The organism is Flavobacterium sp. RHBU_3, assembly GCF_046613565.1.
GTDB lineage: Bacteria > Bacteroidota > Bacteroidia > Flavobacteriales > Flavobacteriaceae > Flavobacterium.
Genome location: NZ_JBKJHC010000008.1, coordinates 37,157 through 62,285, shown reverse-complemented (window position 1 = coordinate 62,285; position 25,129 = coordinate 37,157). Strand labels below are relative to the sequence as shown.

General features: G+C 42.2%; 23 protein-coding genes and 1 pseudogene. 14 read left to right on the top strand and 10 right to left on the bottom strand.

Annotation, left to right across the window (positions count from 1 at the left end; genetic code table 11):
- The first annotated feature begins 57 nt into the window (after positions 1-57).
- The 3 genes from ACLI1A_RS12350 (at position 58) to ACLI1A_RS12340 (ending at position 2,339) form a co-directional block, all read left to right on the top strand.
- A complete protein-coding gene (locus tag ACLI1A_RS12350; protein WP_411408981.1) occupies positions 58-429 on the top strand; it encodes a hypothetical protein in 372 nt (123 codons plus the stop codon).
- Between the two features lie 72 nt (positions 430-501).
- Complete coding sequence (locus ACLI1A_RS12345; RefSeq protein WP_411408980.1) at positions 502-1,293, top strand: MbnP family protein; 792 nt, start codon at positions 502-504, stop codon at positions 1,291-1,293.
- A complete protein-coding gene (locus ACLI1A_RS12340; protein WP_411408979.1) occupies positions 1,293-2,339 on the top strand; it encodes a cytochrome-c peroxidase in 1,047 nt (348 codons plus the stop codon). The genes ACLI1A_RS12345 and ACLI1A_RS12340 overlap by 1 nt, the downstream gene beginning before the upstream one ends.
- 612 nt (positions 2,340-2,951) lie before the next feature.
- On the opposite strand, the gene ACLI1A_RS12335 is transcribed toward ACLI1A_RS12340, so the two are convergent.
- Positions 2,952-3,398 carry a hypothetical protein gene (locus tag ACLI1A_RS12335; RefSeq protein WP_411408978.1) on the bottom strand — a complete coding sequence of 149 codons (447 nt, stop codon included), beginning with the start codon at positions 3,396-3,398 and terminating at the stop codon, positions 2,952-2,954.
- Between the two features lie 399 nt (positions 3,399-3,797).
- Here ACLI1A_RS12335 and ACLI1A_RS12330 point away from each other — a divergent pair, with 399 nt between their 5' ends.
- Genes ACLI1A_RS12330 through ACLI1A_RS12315 form a run of 4 tightly spaced genes read left to right on the top strand, consistent with a single transcriptional unit; the run spans position 3,798 to position 6,251 of the window.
- Positions 3,798-4,199, top strand: coding sequence for a single-stranded DNA-binding protein (locus tag ACLI1A_RS12330; protein WP_411408977.1), 402 nt, complete (start codon positions 3,798-3,800; stop codon positions 4,197-4,199).
- A 31-nt stretch (positions 4,200-4,230) separates the two neighbouring features.
- On the top strand, positions 4,231-5,274 hold the full coding sequence (locus ACLI1A_RS12325) for a DUF932 domain-containing protein (RefSeq protein WP_411408976.1): 1,044 nt from the start codon (positions 4,231-4,233) through the stop codon (positions 5,272-5,274).
- Positions 5,275-5,325: 51 nt separating this feature from the next.
- Entirely contained in the window at positions 5,326-5,826 is a 501-nt protein-coding gene (locus ACLI1A_RS12320; protein ID WP_411408975.1) for a hypothetical protein, read from the top strand.
- Positions 5,823-6,251 carry a hypothetical protein gene (locus tag ACLI1A_RS12315; protein ID WP_411408974.1) on the top strand — a complete coding sequence of 143 codons (429 nt, stop codon included), beginning with the start codon at positions 5,823-5,825 and terminating at the stop codon, positions 6,249-6,251. Before ACLI1A_RS12320 ends, ACLI1A_RS12315 begins: the two co-directional genes overlap by 4 nt.
- A gap of 172 nt (positions 6,252-6,423) precedes the next feature.
- Here the strand turns inward: ACLI1A_RS12315 and ACLI1A_RS12310 are convergent, their stop codons facing one another.
- From ACLI1A_RS12310 to ACLI1A_RS12300, 3 genes and pseudogenes are all read right to left on the bottom strand, one after another.
- Entirely contained in the window at positions 6,424-7,239 is an 816-nt protein-coding gene (locus ACLI1A_RS12310) for a HipA domain-containing protein (protein WP_411408973.1), read from the bottom strand.
- Positions 7,240-7,363: 124 nt separating this feature from the next.
- Positions 7,364-7,687: a HipA N-terminal domain-containing protein gene (locus tag ACLI1A_RS12305; RefSeq protein WP_411408972.1), complete on the bottom strand. Its 324-nt coding sequence runs from the start codon at positions 7,685-7,687 to the stop codon at positions 7,364-7,366.
- Positions 7,688-7,932: 245 nt separating this feature from the next.
- A pseudogene (locus tag ACLI1A_RS12300) lies at positions 7,933-8,109 on the bottom strand (type II toxin-antitoxin system Y4mF family antitoxin); the annotation flags it as partial.
- Positions 8,110-8,723: 614 nt separating this feature from the next.
- On the opposite strand from ACLI1A_RS12300, the gene ACLI1A_RS12295 reads away from it, so the two are divergent.
- Positions 8,724-9,434, top strand: a complete 711-nt coding sequence (locus tag ACLI1A_RS12295; protein ID WP_411408971.1) for a toll/interleukin-1 receptor domain-containing protein — start codon at positions 8,724-8,726, stop codon at positions 9,432-9,434.
- 137 nt (positions 9,435-9,571) lie between these two features.
- Here the strand turns inward: ACLI1A_RS12295 and ACLI1A_RS12290 are convergent, their stop codons facing one another.
- The 3 genes from ACLI1A_RS12290 to ACLI1A_RS12280 all read right to left on the bottom strand — a co-directional run bounded on the left by ACLI1A_RS12290 (position 9,572) and on the right by ACLI1A_RS12280 (position 13,209).
- Positions 9,572-10,492, bottom strand: a complete 921-nt coding sequence (locus tag ACLI1A_RS12290; RefSeq protein WP_411408970.1) for a helix-turn-helix domain-containing protein — start codon at positions 10,490-10,492, stop codon at positions 9,572-9,574.
- A gap of 92 nt (positions 10,493-10,584) precedes the next feature.
- Positions 10,585-11,427 carry an SDR family NAD(P)-dependent oxidoreductase gene (locus tag ACLI1A_RS12285; protein ID WP_411408969.1) on the bottom strand — a complete coding sequence of 281 codons (843 nt, stop codon included), beginning with the start codon at positions 11,425-11,427 and terminating at the stop codon, positions 10,585-10,587.
- A 204-nt stretch (positions 11,428-11,631) separates the two neighbouring features.
- On the bottom strand, positions 11,632-13,209 hold the full coding sequence (locus tag ACLI1A_RS12280) for a sulfatase-like hydrolase/transferase (protein ID WP_411408968.1): 1,578 nt from the start codon (positions 13,207-13,209) through the stop codon (positions 11,632-11,634).
- A 528-nt stretch (positions 13,210-13,737) separates the two neighbouring features.
- Here ACLI1A_RS12280 and ACLI1A_RS12275 point away from each other — a divergent pair.
- The 3 genes from ACLI1A_RS12275 (at position 13,738) to ACLI1A_RS12265 (ending at position 20,714) form a co-directional block, all read left to right on the top strand.
- Positions 13,738-15,402, top strand: coding sequence for a T9SS type A sorting domain-containing protein (locus ACLI1A_RS12275; protein WP_411408967.1), 1,665 nt, complete (start codon positions 13,738-13,740; stop codon positions 15,400-15,402).
- Between the two features lie 368 nt (positions 15,403-15,770).
- A complete protein-coding gene (locus tag ACLI1A_RS12270; RefSeq protein ID WP_411408966.1) occupies positions 15,771-18,941 on the top strand; it encodes a beta strand repeat-containing protein in 3,171 nt (1,056 codons plus the stop codon).
- Positions 18,942-19,106: 165 nt separating this feature from the next.
- Complete coding sequence (locus tag ACLI1A_RS12265) at positions 19,107-20,714, top strand: GH39 family glycosyl hydrolase (protein ID WP_411408965.1); 1,608 nt, start codon at positions 19,107-19,109, stop codon at positions 20,712-20,714.
- Between the two features lie 48 nt (positions 20,715-20,762).
- Here the strand turns inward: ACLI1A_RS12265 and ACLI1A_RS12260 are convergent, their stop codons facing one another.
- On the bottom strand, positions 20,763-21,401 hold the full coding sequence (locus tag ACLI1A_RS12260) for a hypothetical protein (protein ID WP_411408964.1): 639 nt from the start codon (positions 21,399-21,401) through the stop codon (positions 20,763-20,765).
- A 170-nt stretch (positions 21,402-21,571) separates the two neighbouring features.
- Between ACLI1A_RS12260 and ACLI1A_RS12255 the strand changes: the two genes are divergently transcribed.
- On the top strand, positions 21,572-22,225 hold the full coding sequence (locus ACLI1A_RS12255) for an epimerase (protein WP_411408963.1): 654 nt from the start codon (positions 21,572-21,574) through the stop codon (positions 22,223-22,225).
- 160 nt (positions 22,226-22,385) lie between these two features.
- Complete coding sequence (locus tag ACLI1A_RS12250; RefSeq protein WP_411408962.1) at positions 22,386-23,129, top strand: SDR family oxidoreductase; 744 nt, start codon at positions 22,386-22,388, stop codon at positions 23,127-23,129.
- Positions 23,130-23,214: 85 nt separating this feature from the next.
- Here ACLI1A_RS12250 and ACLI1A_RS12245 read toward each other — a convergent pair whose 3' ends face one another.
- Together ACLI1A_RS12245 and ACLI1A_RS12240 are read right to left on the bottom strand one after the other, a co-directional pair.
- Positions 23,215-23,502, bottom strand: coding sequence for a putative quinol monooxygenase (locus ACLI1A_RS12245; RefSeq protein ID WP_411408961.1), 288 nt, complete (start codon positions 23,500-23,502; stop codon positions 23,215-23,217).
- A gap of 3 nt (positions 23,503-23,505) precedes the next feature.
- Positions 23,506-24,114, bottom strand: coding sequence for an NAD(P)H-dependent oxidoreductase (locus ACLI1A_RS12240; RefSeq protein WP_411408960.1), 609 nt, complete (start codon positions 24,112-24,114; stop codon positions 23,506-23,508).
- A 101-nt stretch (positions 24,115-24,215) separates the two neighbouring features.
- Between ACLI1A_RS12240 and ACLI1A_RS12235 the strand changes: the two genes are divergently transcribed.
- Positions 24,216-25,127, top strand: a complete 912-nt coding sequence (locus ACLI1A_RS12235) for a LysR family transcriptional regulator (RefSeq protein ID WP_411408959.1) — start codon at positions 24,216-24,218, stop codon at positions 25,125-25,127.
- Positions 25,128-25,129 lie beyond the last annotated feature (2 nt).

Sequence of the window (25,129 nt, the reverse complement as noted above, 5' to 3'; positions counted from 1 at the left end):
AGCGGAAAGATTGACCCTGTGGCTTTTGTAAACCTTCAGGTTTACTAATTTTGCGCCGTGAAAAAGTTTGCCATTTTTTTTGCCTTGTTTTTATTCTTGAGGCCGTTACTGCCCTTAGGTGAGTTTATAATTAACTATGACTATATAGTTAACAAACTCTGCGTTAATAAAAACAAGCCGGGGATGCACTGCAACGGTAAGTGTTACCTAAAAAAGAAACTTTCAAAATACGCTGCAAAGGAAACATCAGAAGCAGAAAAAAAAGTGGCTGAAGACAATCCTGAATCCATTGCTATTTTACCCATTGTCACTGAATTTTGCCTCAAAAAAAATGTAATTTATACCCATAGTCTACAAGTACTGTATACATTACAACAATACAACTTTTATTTTTCTGACATCTTTAAACCTCCCCGTAAAGTAGTGTAGTAACCTTTATTTACACCACCATAAATATTCTTGTCAAGATAAAAATTATCCTAAATCTTTACTATTTAAAAAATGAAAAAATCAATTATACTTAAGTCTGCATTATTTATTACTATATCTTCGTTATTCTTCTCATGCTCTGATGATGATAATTCAACAGCAACTGTTAGCGAGTCAGCTACAGGCGCTCTAGCACTTACATTTGACTCAACAGTAGGAAATACAGATTTTGCAATTAATACTCCCTTTAGCATTAATGGTAGTAGTTATTCCTTTGATCATTTAAGATACTGGGTTTCTAACGTGCAGCTAATAAATGAAGATGGGGTGGCTTACAGTGTTCCACAATCTTATTACCTGATTGAAGAAACCGGAGCGGTTGACATACAGGATGGTACATTTACCTATCCTGCAAAAAAAAGGGAACTGGTTAACATTAACGATATCCCGGCAGGGCATTATACTAAAATACGATTCTCTGTTGGTGTGGATTCAGCTTACAACGATAATATGAGCCTGCAGGCAGGAGAATTATCGCAGTTAAACGGCATGACTAATATTTCATGGATGTGGCATACCAGTTATATTTTTTCTTCTCTAACCGGTACTGATGCTAGCGGAAATGCAATTCAGGTTGAAACAGGGTTAAATTCCAACTACAGAAGTATCGAACTTAGCCTTACAGATCATATACACATAGGGCAAACAGCTGCTGAAATTAACCTAAATGTAGATGTTGTTAAGATATTGCAGGGCTTAAATCTTGCTACAACCCCTGTTGTTTCTGCTTCTACCCCTACAGAAATGACCGTTGTTGCAGATAACTTTAAAAACAATGTGTTTACAATAAAAAGCGTTAAGTAATGACGTTACAAAAAGTAAAAGCTTTTGCCTGCCTAGTGGCAGGCATTACTTTATTTTCTTGCAGTACAGACGATTCTGAAAACTATCAGCAGCTGATAAAACTACCTAACGGCTTTCCTAAGTTTGAGGACTCAGAAACCAATCCACTAACTACAAGTGGGATAGAACTTGGAAAAAAGCTTTTTTTTGATGTACGTTTGTCTGGTAAAAATACTGTCTCTTGTGCCACATGCCATATGCCCGAACGGGCTTTTTCAGATGGCGTAGCCTTAGCACGGCACGGTGTTTCCGGAAATCAGCTTCACAGAAATGCACCTGCGCTAATTAACCTGGCCTGGGCAACTAATGGCTTGTTTTGGGATGGTGGATCTGCCAACTTGGAATCTCAGGCCTTCGCGCCACTGGCACATGCTGACGAAATGTACCAAAACCTGGACGAACTGGTTGCCGAACTTTCAGCCGACGAAACCTATAAAGTGCTCTTCGAGAAAGCTTTTAGTAGTGGTATTACTCAAGTCAATATAGTTAAGGCAATTGCGCAATATGAGCGGACACTTATTTCAGGCAACTCTAAATATGATCAGTATTTAAGAGGACAGGCAGGGGTAGATCTTTCTCCGGAGGAGCAATATGGAAAACAACTGGCTGAAAAGTTTTGTTTTAGTTGTCACTCAGGGGCATTGCTTACAGATAATGATTACCATAACAATGGGCTTGATGATGATTTTACAAATCAGTCATACGACAGAATATATCAGGGAAGGTACAGGGTTACCTACAATTTGGAAGATTTAGGAAAGTACAAAACCCCTACATTAAGAAACATTGCGTTAACCGGACCCTATATGCACGACGGAAGGTTTGAAACGTTAGAAGAAGTGGTAAATTTTTATGCTGAATCAATTAAAGATTCACCTACCTTAGATACGCTGCTAAAACAAAATAGCACTCCAGGATTTGCTCTTAATGAGAACGATAGAAAAGCATTGGTACGTTTTTTAAAACTACTTACGGATGATGACTTTGTATCGGCATCCCAACAATAACCTTTACAAGATTTATAGTTACTGCATTTGAAGTAAGATATAAATTTCCATCTGGCTAAAAGGTCTGAAACTACATATGGAAGTATCTGAAACAGATAAGCAACGGAACAATGCACTATGATAAAATGCCCTTTCTAAAGACTTAGATAAGGGCATTTAAAACCAACCAACCAAGGAATTCTATCAGAGAATTCCTAATGTGCTAAAATAGTGCATCCTTCTTTAAAACGGCTATATTTTTTATTTTTTTTACCTTTGGATTATTACATTACAGTCCCACAGTTTGCTCCCCTTGTTTCCGACAACACCAATAACTAAAAATACCAGAGGTAGGAAAAGGTCAACCTCATCAAGCAATAATTTCCCGACTATCCCTCTAAAAAAAAATGTAATCGCGGATAAGAAACCTAACCAGACCAACCGGAATCGTCATTGTTAACTTTTAAGGGACATAACTCTCCAAAAAGTATTCTAAACTATCCGTGAGTAATAATTACCATATCTACACTACTTCTAAAACCTGGGTGATAAGAGGGCTTATAGACAATCAGACCCTTTTATATTTTCTGATAAGATGAGCCAGCAACGCGCCCTCAATATATAACTTTTCATCTAATTATCGCACAGGATCAGGTTGCTTCCAGTCCTGAGTTGATCCTTCAAATTATATAGCTCCTTAAACCAATAACCTTCAAAATTTAAACCCTCTATTTGTCTGCTTAAATCATTTACCATATCTTCCAATGGTCCATCTTTCTTTTTACCATCTGTGGCCAATACGTAGATCATGTAATACAATAACTCAAAAAGAGTACTTTTCCCACTTCCATTTTCACCAACTACAGCTGAAATACTAACATGTATCTCATTTTGTAATGTGTATAAATTAATTTCAGGCTGCTCTTCCGGATCAACTGATATTGATTTTACTCGGTCGTCGACTACTGATATTGTATAGCCTTTGTAAAAATAATAGGGCTTGCCAGTTTTTAGGTTTTTTGAAAACTCCCCATCATTGTCCTTTAAGGGAACTATAGCAATTAGTTTAAACGAATTCATTGGTTTGGATTTATCTATTGATAGAATTAGGCATTTAACAAGGATTAAACCTACACTATTATAATTATTTTTTTGCTGACTGCGGCCCTTTCATATCCCTTTTTCAATAAAAATCTGAATAGCAAAATATGCATTGATGGATCTTAATACCATCACAAGATTTAAGATGTAGTAGTGCTTTTCCAGTGCAGAAAAGGGCTAAAAAGGGCAGCTAAGCTAGCGGGGCCACTTGGCTGCATGCGCATAATGGCACCTATGGGCGCCACCCGTTGGGACTTATAGCACTCCGCCTGTGCTGGTCTCCCGCATTACACTTGCTTTCTTTTTTTCCCTTTTTTCTTTTGGAAAAAACTTGTGGGATTTGGGAAAGACACTGACGTAAAATTTAAAAGAGTCATTATGGAAATCACCGGAAGGCTTACAAGGGATGCGCAGGTGCGCAATTACAATGGCAGGGATGTGGTGCAGTTTGCACTGGCTGTAAACGAAAGCTACAAAAACAAAGAAGGCAAAAGAACAGTGAAAACAGAGTTTTTTAACTGTTGGTACTACCTCACAACAAAGGTTGCCCAGTATATGGTTAAAGGCGGTGTTGTGGAGGTGACAGGATGGGTAAGCGCAGGGGCATATACCGACAATGAAGGCAAGCCCAAAGCATCACTCAATGTAAATGTAAACCGCATCAAATTCCACGGGGGCGTGGCAAAAGACCCTGTGAAAGATGCGTTGGTATACAAGGCGGAAATAGTACAGGCGGGTGGGCAATACGCAGAACAGGGACATGACGACCTGCCCTTTTAAATCATTCTTTAATTTTTAATATCAAGAAATCATGGGACACAATATTAATTTCAACGAGCAGACCGGAAAATATTCATTTTTCAGCGTACAGCAAAAAGCATGGCACAACCTTGGGCAAATCGTTAGCGATTATCCCACCAGTGCAGAGGCAATTCAATACGCAGGGCTGGATTTCACCATTGCCAAACAGCCCAATACCCATAACCTGCCCAGCGGTAAAAGCATCGAATCGAAAACGAGCTTCTTTACCTACCGAACCGATAACGAAGCTGTACTGGGCGCAAGTGTGGGCAAAGACTATCATATCGTACAAAACCGTGAAGCATTCGCCTTTTTTGATGCTATAGTGGGCGGTGGCGATGGTATCTTATACGAGACCGCAGGGGCGTTTGGGCAAGGAGAGCGCATCTTTATAACCGCAAAACTGCCAGGTTACATTAGGGTAGGCAGTGGCGAGGACGTTACCGAGAAATACATTTTCCTGACCACCGCCCACGACGGCTCGGGCAGCATCACTGCTGCCTTTACCCCAATACGTATCGTCTGCCAGAATACACTCAACGCTGCCCTGAAAGGGATGTCGAATGTAGTGCGCATCAAACATACCGCAGGGGCAAAACAACGCCTTGAGGATGCCCACAAAGTAATGGGCTTAGCCGACAGGCTGAGCGTTGAGCTCGAAGGCATATTCAATAACTGGGCTTCAGTGCGGGTATCGGATAACGAAATGAAAAAGCTTATCGAACTCGCCCTTTGTCCCAACAAAGAAACCTTTGACCTGTTGAAAAAAGGTGCGCAGGACGAACTCTCTACCGTCTTTAAAAATACAGTTCAGGATGCCTTTGCCTATGCGATGATGAGCGACACCCAACAAATGGAAACTACAAAAGGCACGCTCTTCGGTGCATACAACGCCGTGACAGGCTATTACCAAAACGTGCGCAGTTACAAGGATGATGAAGCCAAATTGCAATCCCTTATTATGGGCGGGACAGCACAGGGTAAAGCACAGGCAGCCTTTGACCTGTGCAGGGGGTTCGCTGATGCAGGGGCAGACATTTTCAAATTCAATTAATCATTACAGGCGGTTGCCTCACAGGGCAACCGCTTTTAAAAAACTAATACTATGGCAAATTTTTGCAGTAACAGGGTTGCTTTTGAAGGAAATACAACAGCAATCCAACAATTGCAGGCACTCTTCGAGGGCATGCGCAAAAAGGAAGAAGAAACGGGAAAAGGGCAACTACCTGAATTCACAGGCCTTGACCATGGCTATTTCCTTGACCTGTATTGCGAGGAAGGGGATATTGGTATATTCCAGTATGAAACCCGATGGACACCCAATACCGAAATACTTAAGGTAATCGCAGACCACTATGCGGTGGGTTTTACATTGGAATATGAGGAACTGGGCAACCTGGTATACGGCAGGACTACATACCTCAAAGGGGAATTGGTTGACATTTACTTAGAGCCTGAAGACTTTGACTCCTATGAACTGGACTTCGATACCGGTACATACCGTTTCGAGGGGCAGGAATACGAATACGATTGTGACATACTGGAAACCCTGCTCGAGCGCAGGATACAAAGGGACAACCGTTTAACCCAAAATCATGCACTGTGAAGACGCTAAGGCAATTGACAAACGTAGAAAAAGCGGGTATCCTGCACAACTGGTTTCCCGAGGAGATAGCACCAATAGTAGATGCCATGCGCGGTATGAGTGAAAATATTGTACAGAATGACCAACAGGAACGGGAAATCTGGACAGGAGGCTTGCTGAATTTTGACTTCTGGCTACAGCTTGCCCGAAATGCAGAAACGATAATTAGCAAATACCAAAAAAAGTTGGCTACAAGCAAAAGGCTTTTTGCCGACCAGCTCTTTGGTGGCTACCAGGCAATTTTCTCAGTGCACTGCATTGTAGCTTATGCCAAGGCAAAAAGGCTTGAAAACTGCGAACTCTTTTTAGCAATAGAATTACTGTTTAACTTAATCGGGGAAATGGATTTTGTCGCAAATTTAATAATTATTTGCGACAAAATTTAATTTAAAACACTATGTAAACAACTAAAATAAAGACATTTATATAGATTATAAGTGGAGATAAATTCACAAAAAAACTGACAGTTTTATTCAATTCATAAAAGGGAATTTGTAAAAGTACAAAGGGTTGCCTAAGTTGAGGCAACCCTTTGTACTTTTTAGCAAACCATATGCCTTATTCCAGTTTTGCATATCGCTGCTCGACTAAATCAAGGTACGCCTTTTGCAGCTGCGGCGATAAAAAGGACTTACTTAGCCAACTATCAATTGAAGCTTTGTTTTTAAATAATCTTCGGAAGGATCCTTCAATCTGGCGTGGGGTTAGTCCAAGTCCCCCGCCAAACTCCTCGAAATGCTTCCGGCTCAGTTTTCTTTTCTTTGCGCCTAATGTAAGGGCGAGTTCCTCATTATCGTCAGGGTTTACAATAGCAACATTGAGCAAGTCGTACCCCGGGGCAAGTTTCCACCCTGAACTGGTCCTGATCAATGAGAAATTCTTCAGGTGCATATCATTGTTGCCCGTCACAAAGCAGAATAAAGTAAGGTCAAAAAGAAGTGTGAGGTCGAAAAGGGTATTTTCAGAATAATCCGCAACTGCCTTGCCTACACGTTCCATCGAACTTCTGTATTTATCAAATGCCTCGGTAATCTGGAACATATCAAGCATGTGTATTTTAGTATTGTCAGGAGCCCTGTCAATCCTCTTAGTTATATAGGCCAGTTCCCCTGACTTGAGGCGTAGTAGGCTTGAGGGGACAACCGGAATACCAAATGCCTCGGCGAGCCTCATTGTCACATGCTCGTTCGCAGGCATCTCCTGGTAATCAGCAGAGGGCGGCTTTAAGATAAAATTACCTCCCAGCGCCCCGACCACTGTTAGTCTCCCGTCCGTCCGGCCCGCTGCCTCAGTAACTACCGTCATCGATAGCTTGGGCTGCACCCCTGGTACCGAAACACTTCGCTCTACAACCTCTTTTGCAAGGGAAGCCATATCAGCCACTGTATAAGGCAGTTCAGGTGGAACTGCTGTACCAAAAAAAGCCTGTGAGCACTTTTGGTGAAAATCACCTTCATCCTCTAAGGGCTTGTAACAATATAAACATCTATGCGCCATACTAATCTGTTTTAGGTATTACACTCACTGCACCTATGCAGTTTTTGCAACAAGCCAGGACGAGCCCCATACGGTCATTGCGATTGATTTTCCAGTTCTTGCTCGCAATCTCAAGTAGCCAGCCTTCAGGAATCAGCCCTTCAAAAAATGGGAACAGGCGTTTTTCCCTATAGACTTTGTCCGACACCGGCAGCGAGAATGTGATAAAATCGCGTGGATGGTACTTTATATACGCTGCATCGTACGCAAACTCATATTCACCCTCGTCAGTTTCAGTCAATATACCGGCCAGGATGTCCTGATAATAAACATAGCCGCTTCTCATAATTTCAGGTAGTTAAGCCTGTCGGCATCATAAAGATTATTCTGCTCCATAATACGCCTGATCTCATCAGCTATAAATGTGCCCCTGTTATCTTTGAATAAACCATTTGTATTAAATTTTTTACCGCTGATGTGTTCCTCTAAAAGCCCTTCCAATTCTTCTTTATCAATAAGGCCACGGTCATAAAGGTTACCCAGCACGGCACTGAAGGTTTCAGGGCGGAATCGGTTTATTTCCTGAACGCCCAGTTCATGGCCAAACATCTTTAGTACAAGATTAACCTTATCCATATTAAGGTTTGTTTTACCCTGTTCGATTTTACGGATAACTGTCAGTGCCACACCGGAACGTTCAGCGAATTCTTCCTGGGTAAGGCCAACGGATTTTCTTCTGGACCTTACAAAATCGCAAATAGATTCCATATTATATTTATTTGCATATAAAAGTAATGAAAATTTATTAATTATATGCTTTGAGATATAATTAAATTAAAATAGCGTTTTTTATATCTAAAAACATATAATTATATCATTATATTAGTATATTTGTGTGGTACTATAGTACCAAAAGTAGAGTTGCAGATTTTCAGGATACCAAACAATGTAACTGTTTAAAAAACAGTATTTTATCAATGAAATAGTATAGCGATATCTAGGACTCTCGCCTTTCGTGGCACTTTTAAAATTGAAGTTGGAATAGCCAGGTTTTACTGGGCTTTCAGAAATAAGTTCGAATCCCATTGTGGTCACGAATAAATAAAAACAGGACTAAAATAGACAAAGCTTGCTTTAGGATATTTTAGTCCTGTTTTTATTTTCAAAGCGGAGCTTTGAGGGAGAGCCGGACGCAATCCAATTCGTAAGGATCAATACTAAAACCCGTGGGATTTGTATTTTAAGCGTATTTCTTAATTATAAAACGAAAACTAAAAGCAACAAGATATAGTAATATTTTCTTCGTTAAATGATAAAATTCAATTAAAATTCACTATTTTGCAGTAAATTTATTTAATTTTTAATTTAAAAAAATAGAAATTATGGCCAGATGTACAGCACCAGTTCATGGGCATCGCACAGCGAGTGGGGTAGCGGCGTGCCCAGCATGCAGTAGTAGGAGCTATAGTGGCAGCTACTATAATTACCCTTCATATTCTTCGTATCCATCTTACACACCACCATCCACAAGCAGTTCAGGAAATCGCAGTAGTGGACAATCAAGAAGCGTAAAGGCACGTTGGTCTTCTCCAAACTCGAGTATATTATATACTCCTACAGAAATCCAGACTCTTACGCCAATACGCGAAAATGTAGAAAAACGAGCAGAATTACCTGACTTAAGAGATGTTTTCCTCTGTCATGCATGGGACGATAGAAGAGATGCAGCGAAAGAATTACATGACTTATTAGAATCAAAAGGCGTATCTGTTTGGTTCAGTGAAAAAGATGTTTTGCTTGGTTCATCACTACTTCGTGAAATCGACAAAGGTTTAGCAAAGTCAAGAGTTGGTATTGTATTGGTTACCCCTTCTTTCATAAAACGTATCAAAGGCGAAGGAATTGCAGATAAAGAACTTTCCGCTCTTCTATTTCGTGATTTGCTTGTTCCTATCGTACATAATACTACATATGAAGCGCTTCGTGAAGTCAGCCCTTTACTCGGCTCACGAAGCGGACTAAGTACAACAGAAGAATCGATGTCTGACATCGTAGATAAGCTTGCTGAGCTAGTTACACTTGAACCTGCATAAATTATCGTTCAGATATAATAACACTTATAATCTCTAACGACCATGATTATAACATGTCATCTATTTTGACATGAAAATTAAAAAGCACAAAAGCTCTGTGATTATAGAGCTTTTGTGCTTTTCCATGATATTTAATTTCAATTAAAACTCTTCCTGAACTCCACCGGACTTACGTTCGTTTTGGTCTTAAACAGTTTACTGAACGACTGTGGGTGTTCAAAACCAAGGCTGTAGGCAATTTCAGAAACCGAAAGACTGGTGACTGATAGTTGTTCTTTAGCTTTTTCTATTAGTTTGTTGTGTATGTGCTGTTGGGCGTTTTGCCCGGTAAGGGAGCGCAGCATATCACTAAGGTAGCTAGGCGATATGTGCAGCCTGTCGGCGAGGTACTGCACTGTAGGTATGCCGCTGCTCAGCGATTGCTCGTTACCAAAATACGCATCCAGTATTTCTTCAAGGTTTTGCAGCAGGTCGTTACTCACGGCCTTTCGGGTAATGAACTGACGTCGGTAAAAACGGTTGGCATAATTTAGCATAAGTTCTATTTGGGAGATAATCACATCATGACTGAAATCGTCCAGGCGGCCGGTGAGTTCCTGCTCTATGATTTCGAAAATAGAAATGATAACCGCCTTTTCCTTATCGGAAAGATGCAGTGCCTCATTGGCCGAATAGGAGAAAAAACCGTACTGCTTTATCTTCTTTGCCAGCGGGTACGACAGTAAAAAATCAGGATGAATGAGTAATGTATATTGCGAGCATACGCCTCCGTGCTGCTCATCGGCACCTATAATTTGGCCCGGAGCAGCAAACAGTAGCCCGCCCTCATCAAAATCATAATAATGCTGTCCGTACTTTATACGCCCGCTGAGCCGTGGCTTGTACGATATTTTATAAAAGTTAAGCACATGGGTTTGCGGCACACCCAACTCTACTATATTATTGCTTTCGGCGCCCAGTATGGTTATCAGCGGATGGTTTGGCTCCGGCAGGCCAAAGGTGCGTGCCGCCTCTGTAAGCGATGTAAAACTATAGGGTGTGTTATCTTCCTTTTTCATACTACCTAAATTTATGCGTAAACTTTATATAAAGATAACCGATAATCAGCAGACTACCGGTTACCTTAACGTAATTGAATTGATGTGTGTAATTATCCCTGCGCGGCTACGGCCACATCTTCCCAGGCCTCCCATTCGGCCATACGGCTGGCATAAGCACCGCGTACCCATGGAAGATTATTACTACCTAACGACAGGCGTAGCGGAGGATTTTCGGCATCTACCGCGGCAAACAATCCGGCTGGAGTAAACTCAGGGTTGCCACGCTCCAAATCTTGCAGCTGTTGGAAGAAGTTGTTCTTAAAGTCATTATAAATATCCATGCCCGGAGCAAACTTAAGCGACTCCTGGCTGCCAAACTCGGTAGCATACGCGCCCGGCTCTATAATGGTCACCTTAATATTGAAGTCCTTTACCTCCAGGGCAAGGCTTTCGTGTATGGCTTCAAACGCCCATTTAGACGACGCGTAGTAGCCAATAACCGGCAGGGTTACGTGCCCCAGGTTACTGCTGGTACCCAGTATGTGTCCGTAACCCTGCTGGCGCAATAATGGCAACGCAGCCTGGATTACCGAAAGCGCCCCAAAAATATTAGTATCGTACATGGCTTTAACATCGGCGGCACTGGCTTCTTCGATGGTTCCTACCAGCGAATACCCTGCATTGTTCAGCACTACGTCCAGCCTGCCAAAGTGTGCATAGGCTTTTTCTACTGCTTCTTTAGCCTGTGCTGCATTAGTTACGTCGAGCTCCAGCGTAAGCACGTTGTCGCCAAACTGCTCGTTCAGTACGGCTATACTTTCCAGCTTACGGGCTGTTGCAGCTACCTTGTCGCCACGCTTTAGCGCTGCTTCTGCCCAAATACGCCCAAAACCGCGTGATGCGCCTGTTATAAACCAAACTTTTGTACTTTCTGTTGTTTTTTGATCTGACATGATTAAATGTTTTAATTTGATAGTACAAAGTTCGGCAGGTAGTGCGTGGTGTACGTAGCCTAAATGAGTGGGTACGTAGCCGAATTGAGGAAAAGTATTATTTAAGACATTTATTTTACTCAATTCAGAATTATAAAAAAACCGGGCTTGTAGAGCCCGGCATCCTTATATCTTTTAAAAGCTGTAACTATCTACCGCTGTACCTTAAAAGCCCAAACCTATATCGGTATTCGGGTATTTTTTCATAGTAGCTATATGTCTTTTCTGGAAACTGATAACCGCCGGCATACCCCACTCAAAGTAGCGGTGCCCTTCGCTGGCCTGTTCTTTCGGATCCACATTAAGGTTAAACACCCACGGGGCAGTGCCTATATTACTTAACAATGTTTGGTCAAGGTTCCTTCTTGGCGCCATGGTCTGGAAAACCTTAAAGTGTACTTTATAATCTTTCCAGCGTACGGCGCAAAAATCAGTATTGTTCCACATAAACTCACACTGCCTCCTCGACCTGCCATTCTCAGCTAAAATAAAAGACGTTTGGTCTATACCGTCAAAATACAAATTGTTTGGCAGCTTGTTTAGCGCACCACCCAGGCGTAATGATACCATATAAATATCGGTAAGATCTATCAGTTCATTCGATTCTTGTCCCGGCTCTATCATGCCTTTCCAGTACGCTATACCCGGTACGCGTACACCGCCTTCCCAGGTAGTGCCTTTCCCGCCGCGCCAAGGCTGGTAACCGGCATCAGGGAATACATCTTCATTTGCTCCGTTATCCGACGTAAAGAATACAAAAGTATTTTCCAGCTCACCGGTTTCCTCCAGTACTTTCATAATTTGCCCTATAATATCGTCTACCTGTACAAAGGCATCCTTAACAGGCATGGTAGCCGGACTCTTGCCTATGTATTCTTTACCGCAATAGGTATCATTGTGTATACCTGTAAACGAATGCACCAGGAAGAATGGCCCCTTGCCCGAGTTTTCCTTAATAAACTTAATGGATTCGTCCTTTAGCCTGCCTTCTATTTCACGCAGGTCGTCCAGGTTTTTTATAGGAAACCCCACTTCACGCTTACCTCCTTTTTTACCTTTTATAAGCCCCTCGGGTTGCATGGTAAATGCTTTATCGTGAATTTCCTTATTGTAATACATATCGGCATACTCACGGTCTACCAGAAACTGTGAATAGTCCGACTGTACGGCAGGCAGTCCGTAGAAATAATCGAACCCTACCTCGTGCGGCAACATGTTTTCGCCTTCGCCAATGTGCCACTTGCCTATCAGCGCCGATTTGTAGCCAGTAGCAGCCAGTGCTTTTCCTTCAGAAACCTCAACCGACCACGGGTTAGTAGTTACCTTGTCGCCGCTTAGTAACGGACGTGTAAGGCCACTTCGAATGGGCAAACGCCCCGTCATTAAAGCCGCACGCGATGGTGTACAGGTAGGTGTAGCATAAAACGACGTAAACCGTTTCCCTTCGCGCGCCAGGCGGTCTATATTAGGTGTGGGTGCCCCTATGGCTATGCCCCCACCGTAGCAGCCCGGGTCTCCCCAGCCTAAATCATCTACAAGAAAAATAAGGATGTTTGGTTTTTTCCCTTTTTTGGCTTCCAGGTCTTTCAGCCTTTTAGCTGCAACTTTTTCCTGTTCGGGCCTAGGGATGGCTGGTTCCATATTGTCTTTCTCGACAACCGTTTCATCAAAAACACTAATTTTTTGAGCATTAATATTGCAATACATCAAAAAAATAAAAATACTGAAGATAATTTTTTTCATAAGTACGCTATTTTGATTAAGGTTAAATCCGGAAGTAACTTTAGAAAGAATTCTCTGTATTAAATGTATCAAAAAAAAATGCAACAAACTGAATTTAAACACACTAAATTACAATTACATATATTTCACAAATAATAATTCACATTATTAATCAGTAAATTTGTGTTTAGCTAATAAATAGCTGGTGTGCATCTTAAAATTGGATACCGTATTTCTCTTCAAACTTATTTAAATGATTTAAGCCAGTTGCAGCCGGGATTAATACCACAAACGTGACAGCCAAGAAAAGCGGCCGTAATGGTAATTTTATTGAGGCCCCCACCTCCTTGGTGCTATGACGTCATTTTATAAATCCCCCCTGAATTTACTACCAATTACATCCTTCCCCTTAGCATTACCTTAAAAAAATCTCACCATTACATTTAATACACACTAAAATATTATATTTACGCCCTTTTCCTGTAAAAAAATCACAATCCTTTACAGCGCTAAAAGCACCTAAAAAATATAGTATACCAAATGCAAAAAATGAAGACCCTTATCATGCTCGTGGCCTTATTAGGCATAAGCCTGCTGCATGCACAAACCACCATCCTGAATGAAACCATGCTTACCGAAAGCAGTTTTAACACCTTTACACCTGTAAGTGTTACCGGTGCACAAACCTGGTCGTTTAGTTCGTCTTACGGCGCAGTGTGCAGCGGATACTCAGGTGGGCAGAATTATGCTAACGAAGACTGGCTGGTGAGCGCCCCCATAGATCTTTCGGGTATGGACAACGTGCAGCTTACCTTTAGCCACACGCGCGGCAATGCTGCCGTAATGAACGTAGGCGTAACCGAAGGCTGGTACAAAGTATATGCAACAGCCAACTATACCGGCGACACAGCAACCACCACCTGGACAGAACTTACCGGGCTTAATCAGAATGTTGCTACCGCATGGCAGTACATTTCGTCGGGCAGCCTTACCATACCCGATGCTGCAAAGTCGGCCAATACACGCATTGCATTTAAATATATATGTAGTGACACACAAAGTGCTACCTGGGAAATAAAAAATATAAAAGTTACCGGAGACGTACAGGTAAATCCTGAAACCAACACACTGTTTACCATAACCAACTGGAATGCCGAATGGCTGGGCTGCCCTGACTATGGCCCGGATGATGAAGCACTGCAACTACAAAACGTAGCAAACGCTATGCTGCTTATGGACAGCGACATTTACTGCCTGCAGGAAATAATAAACACCCCTACTATTACTACTGTAGCCAGCCTTGTAGCCCTTATGGGAAGCAGCGAATGGGACGGCACCATAGTTCCGGCAGATACAGGCTACTGTAACCAGAGGCAAGCCATTATATACAAAAAATCGAAGGTGCAGCTGGTAAGTTCATTGCAACTAAGCAGCGGAAACTATGCCCAGGGCGGCAGCTATTACTACAACTGGTCTAGCGGGCGCTACCCTGCCGTATACAATGTAAACCTTGTATCGGGCAGCAACCTGGTTCCGGTAACGCTGGTAAACATACATGCCAAGGCCGAAGACAACTATAACAGCTACACCCGCAGAATGGGCGCCTCCGAGGCACTTAAAACCATACTGGACGGCACCAGTTATAACACCAAGAATGTTATACTTATAGGAGACTATAACGACTATCTTATAGGCACACAGAGTACTAACCAGTGCAGCTGCGATGTTTCGTCTTTCCAAAACTTTATGGATGACACTACTAATTACACCGCACTTACACAAAACATAACATCGGCTACAAGTGGATGGGATCCTCACCCGGTTATAGAAAACATTATCATTTCAAATGAGCTTGTGGGTAACTATGTAGCTAACTCGGTGGCTCAGGAAGTAACCGTACCTCAAAACATAACCAGTTATTATAGCACCACATCAGATCACTTACCCATAAGTGCCAGTTTTACATTCCCTACGCTTGCTACACCACAGTTTAGCACTAATCCGTTTACCTTATACCCTAACCCGGTGAAAGATGTACTGTACGTGAATACCGACGCATCTTTAAACAACTATGCTGTAGCCGTATACGACTACACCGGCAGGCAGGTATTATCAGGCAGCATTAGCAACAACAGCATTAATGTAAGCAGTCTGCCAACAGGTATATACATTATGAAGATAGCCAACACAACAGCTAAATTTGTAAAAGAGTAACAGCTACCATATAATAGTTGTTAAAAACGCTTCGGGAGTTCACCGGAGCTTTTTTTATGCTTTAAAATTTCCAACAGCTTCAACTTCAGGTTTATTGCAATTTTGAAGATTTACGAAAAACAGGTTTCGTAACGAAATATTTTCGCAATAAAGCTTTACGAAAAATCAACTTTTAGATGTAATTATCAGAAAATCAATTAAATTAACGTATACCTCCCCATAGGTTAACATATTTAACAATACCATTCCTTTCTGTTAAAAAAAGCATAAGCAGGGCATTACCTAAATGCAATCTACGAAACATCTGCCCGATGAAAGAGGCTTATAAATTTGTAACACACTGATTTATAAACCATTTTTTACATCTTATGAAAAACAATTTACGCAAGGCATTCTTTAATGCTTTTTCGGTTGCTTTAGCTATGGCAGCACCGGCAGTTTGGGGTCAGGTTTCACTACCGGCCACATCACCTTACACAGAAAATTTCAACACTACCCCGGGTGCCAGCGGTACTGCCTACCCTACCGGATGGGTGGCGTACAACAACACTACTGCCGATGCCAGCATGACTGTGGGCACTAACGCCTCTACAGCAGGAGCTAACTACAACTACGGTTCACGTATTGGTATCCTTGGCTCAGGCAGCGCTTTTGTACCTTCTTCAATAGTGCTTGCTATAAGTAACACTACGGGCAAAACCGGCCTTTCTATTTCTTATGATGTTATCAAGATAAGAGAGCAGGCGCGCAGCAACTCTTTTAACCTTGAAATTTCTACTACTTCGGCTACTTCAGGCTTTACTGCCATACCGGCCGGTGCTTATGCTTCAGCAAGTCTGGCCGAAGGTACAGTAAGTAGCTTTACTAACATCGATCTTTCTGCCCTTGACAACATTTCAGGTACAGTATTTATCAGGTGGAGTTATACCGAAATCAGCGGGTCGGGCAGCCGCGACGGTATCGCCCTTGACAACGTTTCGCTTTCATGGGGTACGGCTCCGTCTTTAGCTACACCGGTAGCTACTGCCGCTACAGCTATTAACCACAACAACTTTCAGGCTAACTGGGATGCTGCTGCAGGTGCTACAGGCTACAGGCTCGATGTAAGTACTTCATCTACCTTTGGTACTTTTACAGCTGCTACAGACCTGTTTTTTTCTGAGTACGTAGAAGGTTCGTCTTCTAACAAATACCTTGAAATTTACAATGGTACAGGCGCTACCGTAAACCTTGCCGACTATAGGGTAAGGCTATATGCTAACGGTGCCACCACTGCAACTACAGATACCCAACTTTCGGGTTCACTGGCTAACGGTGCCACTGCGGTAGTTAAAAACAACCTTGCTACTATTTACACAGGTACTGCTGCTGTTGTAGCTGCTGTAAACTTTAACGGAGACGATGCTGTAGCGCTTTATAAAATATCTACAGCTGCTAACGTAGATATCTTTGGTGCAATAGGCGAAGATCCGGGTGCTGCCTGGACAGGTACTACAAACACTACAGTAGACAAAACCCTGGTACGTAAAGCCAGCGTAAGCGGTGGTGTTACTGTATCTGCCGCAGGTTTCCCTACACTTGATACTGAGTGGGATATGTACAACCAAGACGACGTTACCCACCTGGGAAGCCATACCTATGGAGGCCTTACTCCTATCTATGTAGCAGGTTATGAAGACCTTGCCGTAAGCGGTACTTCAGTTGTAGTAACCGGCCTTACAGGCTCTACAAACTACTACTACAGGGTTAGGGCCACAGACGGTACTACTACCACTGCAAACTCTAACGTAATATCGCTTACTACTGCTGTTAACACAGACCCTACCCTTACAATTTCTGCTCCTCTTGCAGGTTTTGGCGACCAGTGTATTGATACTTTAAGTGGTGTACTTTCGTTCAGTGTATCGGGCATCAACCTTACCACTGCTAATGTTGAAATAGGTCCGCTTACAGGTTATACCTTCTCAGAAAGTGCTACAGGCCCTTTTACGGCTTCACTTACACTTACTCAGGGTGGTGGCACTTATACCCATGATATCTATGTGCGTTTTGAGCCAACAACTGTAGCCAGCTATGATGGAAACATTAGTATAAGTGGTGGTGGTGCTACTGCTGTAAACGCTGCCGCTACTGCCGAAGGCGTTAGTACTGTGGCTACTGTGGCAATTACTGCTGCAACAGGCCTTACTACCTCTACTGCCGAAGTACAAGCAGATATTACTGAAGAAGGTTGTACAACCGTTTCGGAAAGAGGTATTGTATACGGTACGTCTCCAGCTCCTGAATTCGGACAACCGGGCGTACAATTTATAGATGCAGGTACAGCCGGTACAGGTGCCTATATAGTTTCTATAGACAGTCTTTTAGGTGGAACCACTTATTACGTAAGGGCATATGCAATAAACGATGGTGGTATTGCATACAGTGCTGATTCCAGCTTTACAACAGAAGGTGTAGCTGCTCCTCTAGCTGTTAGCGCTACAGCTGTAGGTACTACAAGCTTTACTGCAAACTGGGAACCTGTAGAAGGTGCCGAAAGCTACAGGCTTGACGTAAGCGAAGAACCTACATTTGGTACACTTTCTCAGGCTACAGACCTGTTCTTCTCTGAATATGTTGAAGGTTCTTCAAGCAACAAATACATAGAAATTTACAACGGTACAGGTAACGACGTAGACCTTTCTGACTACAGGATAAGACTGTATGCTAACGGAACTACTACCCCTACAAATGATGTACAGCTTAGAGGTATCCTGGAAAATGACAACGTGATTGTACTAAGGAACAACCTTGCTACTGTATACACCGGTACTACTACTGTAAACGCTGCTATTAACTTTAATGGTAACGATGCTGTAGCTCTTTTTAAAATATCTGCTGCTGATAACGTAGACATTATAGGTAACATAGGCGAAAACCCTGGCACTGCCTGGGCAGGAGCTTCAAACTCTACCCTAAACAAAACTCTTGTAAGGAAACCGGAAGTAAGCGGCGGTGTTACTGTAAATCCTGTATCAGGTTTCCCAACACTTGAAACTGAGTGGGATGTACTGGATCAGGACGATGTAACTAATCTTGGCGCACATACTTATGCCGGACAAACCCCTTCGTTTGTTGCAGGTTATGAAAACCTTACTGTAAACGATACACTGCAGGCTGTAAGCGGCCTTGCTGCAGGTACTACTTACTATTACAGGGTTAGAGCCGTAGCAGGAAACACCAGCGCCAACTCTAACACTATTTCTGTAACTACTACCGGTACAGCTAAAATGGTAAAAGGCGGTAAAGATAAAGGTGCAGATGTAGCTAATGCAAATGGCCTTATGGTATACAAACAAAACAATGTACTTACTGTAAATTCTTCTAACAGCAATATTAAATCTGTTACTGTATTTGATATTACAGGAAAGCTTGTATTTAATGGCGATTTCGACCAGAAATCAGTAGCCATAGACAACATTACTGCTGCTAACCAGATACTGATTGTAAAAGCAATTACTGCAGACAACCAGCTTCAGGTGAAAAAGGTGATCTTCTAATTTCTGTCGCTTTATACTACCCGATACCCCTCCATTCCCCGGAGGGGTATCTTGTTTTATGTATTATCTTATTTTTTGTTTTGTCATTAAAATACTTTTGGTACTTTTGACTATAAGTAAATTTGAAATTTATCACTTTACTAATTATTCACCCAAGCTATAACCATGACAATAAAAAAAACTGCTCCAAATTTTCATTCAGTCAAAAAAAAGACTAAAACAGCCATAGTATCCACTATGCTTGCTTTGGCTGCAATTACCGCAAATGCACAGCAAAACCGTAACATTTCGGTAGATTATAACAATGTAAAAGGTGCATTGAACACCCAGTTTAAGCAATGTATAGGTGCCGGACGTGCCAATGAAGGACTACGTGCCGACTGGCAGCAGCAGTTGGCTTACGTAAAAAAAGAATGCGACTTTAAATACATCCGTATGCATGGCCTGCTAACTGATGATATGGCGGTGTATCGTGAAGACAAAAACGGAAATCCTGAATACAACTACCAGTACGTAGACGCTCTTTTTGACTACCTGCTTAGCATTGACGTAAAACCATTTGTAGAGCTGGGTTTTATGCCACAACAACTGGCCAGCGGCAGCAAAACCATTTTTTGGTGGAGGGGTAATGTAACACCTCCTAAAGATTATGATAAATGGGAAGGCCTTATACGCAACCTTACACAACACTTTACCGAACGCTATGGTGCTGACGAGGTGAAAACCTGGTACTTTGAAGTATGGAACGAACCTAACCTTGATGGTTTTTGGGCTGGTTCCCAGGAAGAGTATTTTAAACTGTATCGCTATGCTGCCAAAGCCATTAAAGAAGTAAATAAAGACTATAAAGTGGGCGGGCCTGCTACAGCCGGTGCGGCATGGATACCCGAAATGATAAGCTTTTGCAGCAAAAACAATGTGCCTATTGATTTTGCAAGTACGCACTCGTATGGCGTAAAGCAAGGTTTCCTTGATGAGTTTGGTAACTCGGGTACGGTATTGAGCAAAGACCCTATGGCGGTAAGCGGCGATATTATTAACTCGCGTAAAGAAATTAAAACATCTGCCCTGCCAAACCTGGAACTGCATTATACCGAATGGAGTGCATCATACACACCCGCCGACCCGATACACGACAGCTACCATGAAGCAGCTTATATCCTAGAAAAGGTAAAACAAACCGGTGATGCTGCAAACTCTATGAGCTACTGGGTATTTACTGATATATTTGAGGAAGCAGGACCACGATTCAAACCATTTCACGGTGGTTTCGGATTGCTGAATACTCAGGGTATCAATAAAGCGGCTTTCCACTCTTACCGACTACTAAACAAGCTTGGCGCTACCGAGCTGGTAAATAAAGACAAAGAATCGTGGGCTACCAAAGATGCCAATGGCGGTGTGCAGTTGCTGTTTTGGGATTTTACAAATACCCACCCCGGCGATACCGTAAACAACCAGGTGTACTATACTAAAGACCTTCCTGCAAAAGACAAAGGTACCGCCACAGTATCCTTAAAAAATCTGCCGCAGGGAAGCTACAAACTGGAAGTTTACAAAGTAGGTTACCGTGCTAATGACCCGTATACCAAATACCTGGAAATGGGCGAACCGGCAAACCTTACCAAGGCCCAGGCCGAAGAGCTTAAAAAGTTAAGTGACGGCACCCCGGTAAGCACCGAAACCATAACCATAGGCAAAGACGGCACTTTTAAAAAACAGTTGCCACTGCGCGAAAATGATGTATACCTCATCAATATCATAAAAGGATAAAAATACAAACGCCTCCATAACGGAGGCGTTTGTGTTTTCTATTGGGGTTTACTGCACTTCATAGCGTACCGTAAGCGTTTCACTCTTAATGCCGCCGTTACCCAACTTGTCACGGGCGTTTGAATATCTTACTATTGAAGCAATACCACCAGCTTCGTCGCCCTGTTTTATAGAAAGCTGGCGCCCCAGTTTCATACCACTCACTGTGGCAATAACTTCGGCTCTTTTAAGCGCCTTATCAAGTAGTTTCTTTATCAGGGCGCTATCATAAGCTGCTTCATCACCGTATAATGTACCCGATTTTATGGCTCCGGCATAGCCCAGCTTGTTTACTTCATCTACAAACTTATCGGCTTCTGCCTGGTTTTTCAATGTTACCACAAAGCCCTCTAAACGGGTAAGCACCGCACCAAACGGTGCCGAATTTTCATCGGCTGGTTGTGGTTTATATCCCTTTTTACTCAGATAGTCCTTTAGTACTATTTCTTTTTGCTTTCTGGTTTGTTCATTTGCCTTATAAGCATACTCATCCTGAACGGTATTTTCATCTTCAATTACATAAACCAGGTATTTTATCCCTACGGGTTTCATCATTATAGTATCGGCTACCTGTACCTCTATAAAACGCTCCTGGGCAAATCCGGCTATGCCTGATATTATCATCAGGGCAAAGAGTATTTTTCTCATAATTCAATTGGTTTTGATATTGTTTAAGGTTAAAACTACAAAAACACAAATAAAATTGTTGTAAAAACGGCCAAATATTTACGGAATAGATTATTAAACCTCAATTTGTATATCATAAAAAAACAGCGTACTCCCCTATTGTTTACCTTTGTTTTGCAAATACAAAACTCATGGCACTAAAAGTAATCATTACCGGAGTTACCGGCATGGTGGGCGAAGGCGTATTGCTGGACTGCCTTCAAAATGAAAAAGTTTCGGAAATACTTATCATAGGCCGTAAAGCATACAGACTGCAACACCCTAAGGTTACCGAATTAATAGTTCCTGATTTTTTTAGCCTCGACGCGCATGCCGATACTATAACAGGATATGATGCATGCCTATTTTGCGCCGGAATCAGTTCAGCGGGTATGAGCGAAGAAAAATACACCTATATAACCTACGATACCACACTGGCATTTGCACACAGTGCACTAAAGGTAAACCCTAATATGACGTTCAATTATATATCGGGGTTATACACCGATGGTAGCGAAAAAGGACGTATAATGTGGGCACGCGTAAAGGGTCGCACCGAAAATGCCCTGACCAAGCTGCCTTTTAAGGGAGTTTACAACTTCAGGCCGGGTGGTATGCTTCCTGTTAAAGGGCAGAAGAACAGCAAGGCCTTGTATAAAGGTATAGTGCTAATCATAAAACTGTTTTCCCCTAAATCAATACTTACCCTTACTGAACTGGGCAGAGCTATGGTGAATGTTTCACTTCTGGGTTATGAAAAACCTGTTTTGGAAATCAGCGATATTAAGTTGATGGCCAAGGACTAGTCTTTTAATTATCCTTACCATTTTCGATTACCCTACTATTTTCAGCATGTCTATAGCGTCATAAAAAAAATCTATTTAATTTATTTAATACCGATTGGTATATTTAATTACATTTGCCTCAGATAAAAATACCAATCGTTATAATTTAAAAATATTAAAAATGAAAACAACAGGAAATACCGTACTTATAAGCGGTGGAAGTGCAGGAATCGGACTTGAAATTGCCAAATTATTAGAAGAAAACGGCAATAAAGTAATCATTACAGGCCGCAGCAAAGAACGTCTTGATAATGCATTGACCCAACTGAAAAATGGAATAGGCATAGTAAACGACTTTAGTAAAGAAGCCGATGCAAAAGCACTCGCTGAAACATTAGCTAAAGACTTCCCCGAACTGAACATTGTAATTAACAATGGCGCGCATGCAGTAGTACACGATATTGTAAACGACACAGACAACTATGCGGCAGTAGAAAGCCAAATGGCTACAAACTTCTTCTCTATTGTAAGGCTAAACGAACTGCTTGTAAACCAGCTTGCAAAAAACAGCAATGCCGCTATTGTAAACGTATCATCGGTTGTAGCGTTTGTACCCGGCAGCCTTGTGGGATATTCAGCAAGCAAAGCAGCACTGCATTCTTACACACAGGCATACCGTTTTGCATTAGCACAAAACAACATTCCGGTAAAAGTATTCGAACTTATGCCACCCCTTGTTAATACAGAATTTTCGGCAGTAATAGGCGGCGAAAAAGGTATACCCCCACGCCAGGTAGCGGAAGAATTTTTAGCCGGACTTGAAGCCGATACTTATGAGATAATGGTAGGCAACACCCAACTGCTTTTTGATCTGTATCGTAAATCTCCGGAAGAGGCTTTTGCGATACTAAATGCCGCTGAATAATTTTTTCACTATAAAATATACCAATCAGTACATAAAATAGGTGACGGGATTTTCCCGCCACCTATTTTATAATATGTAATGGACTTTACATTAAATCCATTTTAATAATCACCGGCGGCTCCTGTAGCTTATCGGGAATAATATCTACAAAAGCCTTAATATAAGGCTGCTCATTATGATGCACCAAAATAGCCTCGTTCTCCCAGATCTCATAAAAAACAAAAGTGTTTTCATTGGTCTTATCACGGTGCAGGTCATATTGCAGGCAACCGGTTTCGGCACGGCTTTGCCTAACCATACTTTGCAACAGTGTTTGTACTTCGCAGTTGTGTTGCGGCTTACTTTTAATAATTGCAGTTAAATATACTTTCATAATTTATATTATAACGGTAGAATCAGTAAAAATGGTTTCAAGATGCTGGCGGTACAATTCCATATCACGCTCAACCTGCGGATTCTTCTCTACATCGTGAAAATGAAAACTCGGCAGCGGTTCCATGCCTGTAAAAGCATTCATGCGGTGGAAACCAAACATTATACCCTCATCTACGCTCTTTTCATCAAAAAACTCTCCCGGTAGCGTAAAAGCCGTTTCGGGTGCATTCCAGCTGGTAGTTATCATATACTGCCTGCCATGAAGTGCGCCGCCTGTGCCGTAACCCACCAGTGGTGTTGCAGCATGGCGGCCATCGCTATTGTACATGCCTTTTTTATGGCCCGCTGTAAATACCTCGTCTATATACTTTTTTAGGCCAAACGGTACCTGGAACCACCATACAGGGGTATGGTATACTACCACATCGGCCCAGATGAATTTCTCCACTTCGGCAGCCGGGTTATAGCCGTCGTCTATATGGGTTACCTTAAGTTCAAAGTTAGGATTATTAACGAAAAAATCCTCAGTTACAGTGGCTACAGTTTTGTTGTAAGCACCACCCGAATGGGCAAAATTTTGCCCCCCATTTATTACAAATATTTTCTTCATAAATACATTAGCTTTAAATACAGGGCAAAGTTATTGCGGGCACATCTATTATAAAAATAATATAATTTATACCTTTGTATTATAATTTTAATAGTTAAGTAATGGTAAACCTGGAATGGTACCGCACCTTTAAGGCCATATACAACACCGGAACACTTACGGGTGCTGCTGAGGCATTGTTCATTTCGCAGCCCGGGGTAAGTGTGCACCTTAGTGCACTGGAAAGCTACGTGGGCTACAAACTCTTTGAACGCACCGGGCGCAAAATGCTGCCTACAGAGCGTGCCAAGGCATTATACAACGCCGTATACGAACCGCTGCTTAAGCTGGAAGAAGCCGAAAAAACCTTTCAGAAAAGTACCGAAAAGCATAAGCCTACTATTACTGTAGGTATGTGTTTTGAGATGTTTCAGGCCACGCTGGAAAAGCACCTGAGCAAGTTACCTTTTAACGTAATTGCCTGTTTTGGGCAATACCCCGAAATGCTGGATAACCTTGATAAAGGTATCATTGACCTGGTAGTTACCCCGCAAAAAGGCGATGCGCAGGGTGTGGTGCACGAACCTTTTTCATACGAAACCATAGTACTGGTGGGCGGAAGCGAAGTAAAAGCAACCGAACTGCATAATCTGCTATACCATAACGATAAAGCCGCGGCCGAACGCTGGCTAAAAGCCCACAAATGGTACGGCACAACCGGCGACATGGAACACCTTTTCCGGTTTTGGGAGCTGAACTTTGGGCACAGGCCCGACTTCAGGCCAAACTTTATAGTGCCTAACCTCAACTCTATTGTACGCTGCCTTTCGGATGATACGGGGCTGGCGGTAATGCCCGACTTTTTGTGCCACGAAGAAATCAACTCGGGTAAGGTAAAACTGGTGTGGGGCGGCGAAAAGAAACTGCAAAACACCCTGTACTTTGGCTGCCGCAAAAACACGCTGTACCATGACGAAATAGCACAGCTAAAAGACATTTTAAGGAATGTTATGCCTGTGGTGGAGCTGGTGTGAGT

What these genes read in the sequence shown, in the direction of transcription:
- ACLI1A_RS12235 (WP_411408959.1), top strand. Translation starts at nt 24,216, where the DNA reads ATGGTAAACCTGGAATGGTACCGCACCTTTAAGGCCATATACAACACC.
- ACLI1A_RS12260 (WP_411408964.1), bottom strand. Translation starts at nt 21,401, where the DNA reads ATGAGAAAAATACTCTTTGCCCTGATGATAATATCAGGCATAGCCGGA.
- ACLI1A_RS12270 (WP_411408966.1), top strand. Translation starts at nt 15,771, where the DNA reads ATGAAAAACAATTTACGCAAGGCATTCTTTAATGCTTTTTCGGTTGCT.
- ACLI1A_RS12245 (WP_411408961.1), bottom strand. Translation starts at nt 23,502, where the DNA reads ATGAAAGTATATTTAACTGCAATTATTAAAAGTAAGCCGCAACACAAC.
- ACLI1A_RS12310 (WP_411408973.1), bottom strand. Translation starts at nt 7,239, where the DNA reads ATGGCTTCCCTTGCAAAAGAGGTTGTAGAGCGAAGTGTTTCGGTACCA.
- ACLI1A_RS12255 (WP_411408963.1), top strand. Translation starts at nt 21,572, where the DNA reads ATGGCACTAAAAGTAATCATTACCGGAGTTACCGGCATGGTGGGCGAA.
- ACLI1A_RS12285 (WP_411408969.1), bottom strand. Translation starts at nt 11,427, where the DNA reads ATGTCAGATCAAAAAACAACAGAAAGTACAAAAGTTTGGTTTATAACA.
- ACLI1A_RS12240 (WP_411408960.1), bottom strand. Translation starts at nt 24,114, where the DNA reads ATGAAGAAAATATTTGTAATAAATGGGGGGCAAAATTTTGCCCATTCG.
- ACLI1A_RS12335 (WP_411408978.1), bottom strand. Translation starts at nt 3,398, where the DNA reads ATGAATTCGTTTAAACTAATTGCTATAGTTCCCTTAAAGGACAATGAT.
- ACLI1A_RS12295 (WP_411408971.1), top strand. Translation starts at nt 8,724, where the DNA reads ATGGCCAGATGTACAGCACCAGTTCATGGGCATCGCACAGCGAGTGGG.
- ACLI1A_RS12330 (WP_411408977.1), top strand. Translation starts at nt 3,798, where the DNA reads ATGGAAATCACCGGAAGGCTTACAAGGGATGCGCAGGTGCGCAATTAC.
- ACLI1A_RS12345 (WP_411408980.1), top strand. Translation starts at nt 502, where the DNA reads ATGAAAAAATCAATTATACTTAAGTCTGCATTATTTATTACTATATCT.
- ACLI1A_RS12320 (WP_411408975.1), top strand. Translation starts at nt 5,326, where the DNA reads ATGGCAAATTTTTGCAGTAACAGGGTTGCTTTTGAAGGAAATACAACA.
- ACLI1A_RS12280 (WP_411408968.1), bottom strand. Translation starts at nt 13,209, where the DNA reads ATGAAAAAAATTATCTTCAGTATTTTTATTTTTTTGATGTATTGCAAT.
- ACLI1A_RS12340 (WP_411408979.1), top strand. Translation starts at nt 1,293, where the DNA reads ATGACGTTACAAAAAGTAAAAGCTTTTGCCTGCCTAGTGGCAGGCATT.
- ACLI1A_RS12265 (WP_411408965.1), top strand. Translation starts at nt 19,107, where the DNA reads ATGACAATAAAAAAAACTGCTCCAAATTTTCATTCAGTCAAAAAAAAG.
- ACLI1A_RS12275 (WP_411408967.1), top strand. Translation starts at nt 13,738, where the DNA reads ATGAAGACCCTTATCATGCTCGTGGCCTTATTAGGCATAAGCCTGCTG.
- ACLI1A_RS12250 (WP_411408962.1), top strand. Translation starts at nt 22,386, where the DNA reads ATGAAAACAACAGGAAATACCGTACTTATAAGCGGTGGAAGTGCAGGA.
- ACLI1A_RS12305 (WP_411408972.1), bottom strand. Translation starts at nt 7,687, where the DNA reads ATGAGAAGCGGCTATGTTTATTATCAGGACATCCTGGCCGGTATATTG.
- ACLI1A_RS12290 (WP_411408970.1), bottom strand. Translation starts at nt 10,492, where the DNA reads ATGAAAAAGGAAGATAACACACCCTATAGTTTTACATCGCTTACAGAG.
- ACLI1A_RS12325 (WP_411408976.1), top strand. Translation starts at nt 4,231, where the DNA reads ATGGGACACAATATTAATTTCAACGAGCAGACCGGAAAATATTCATTT.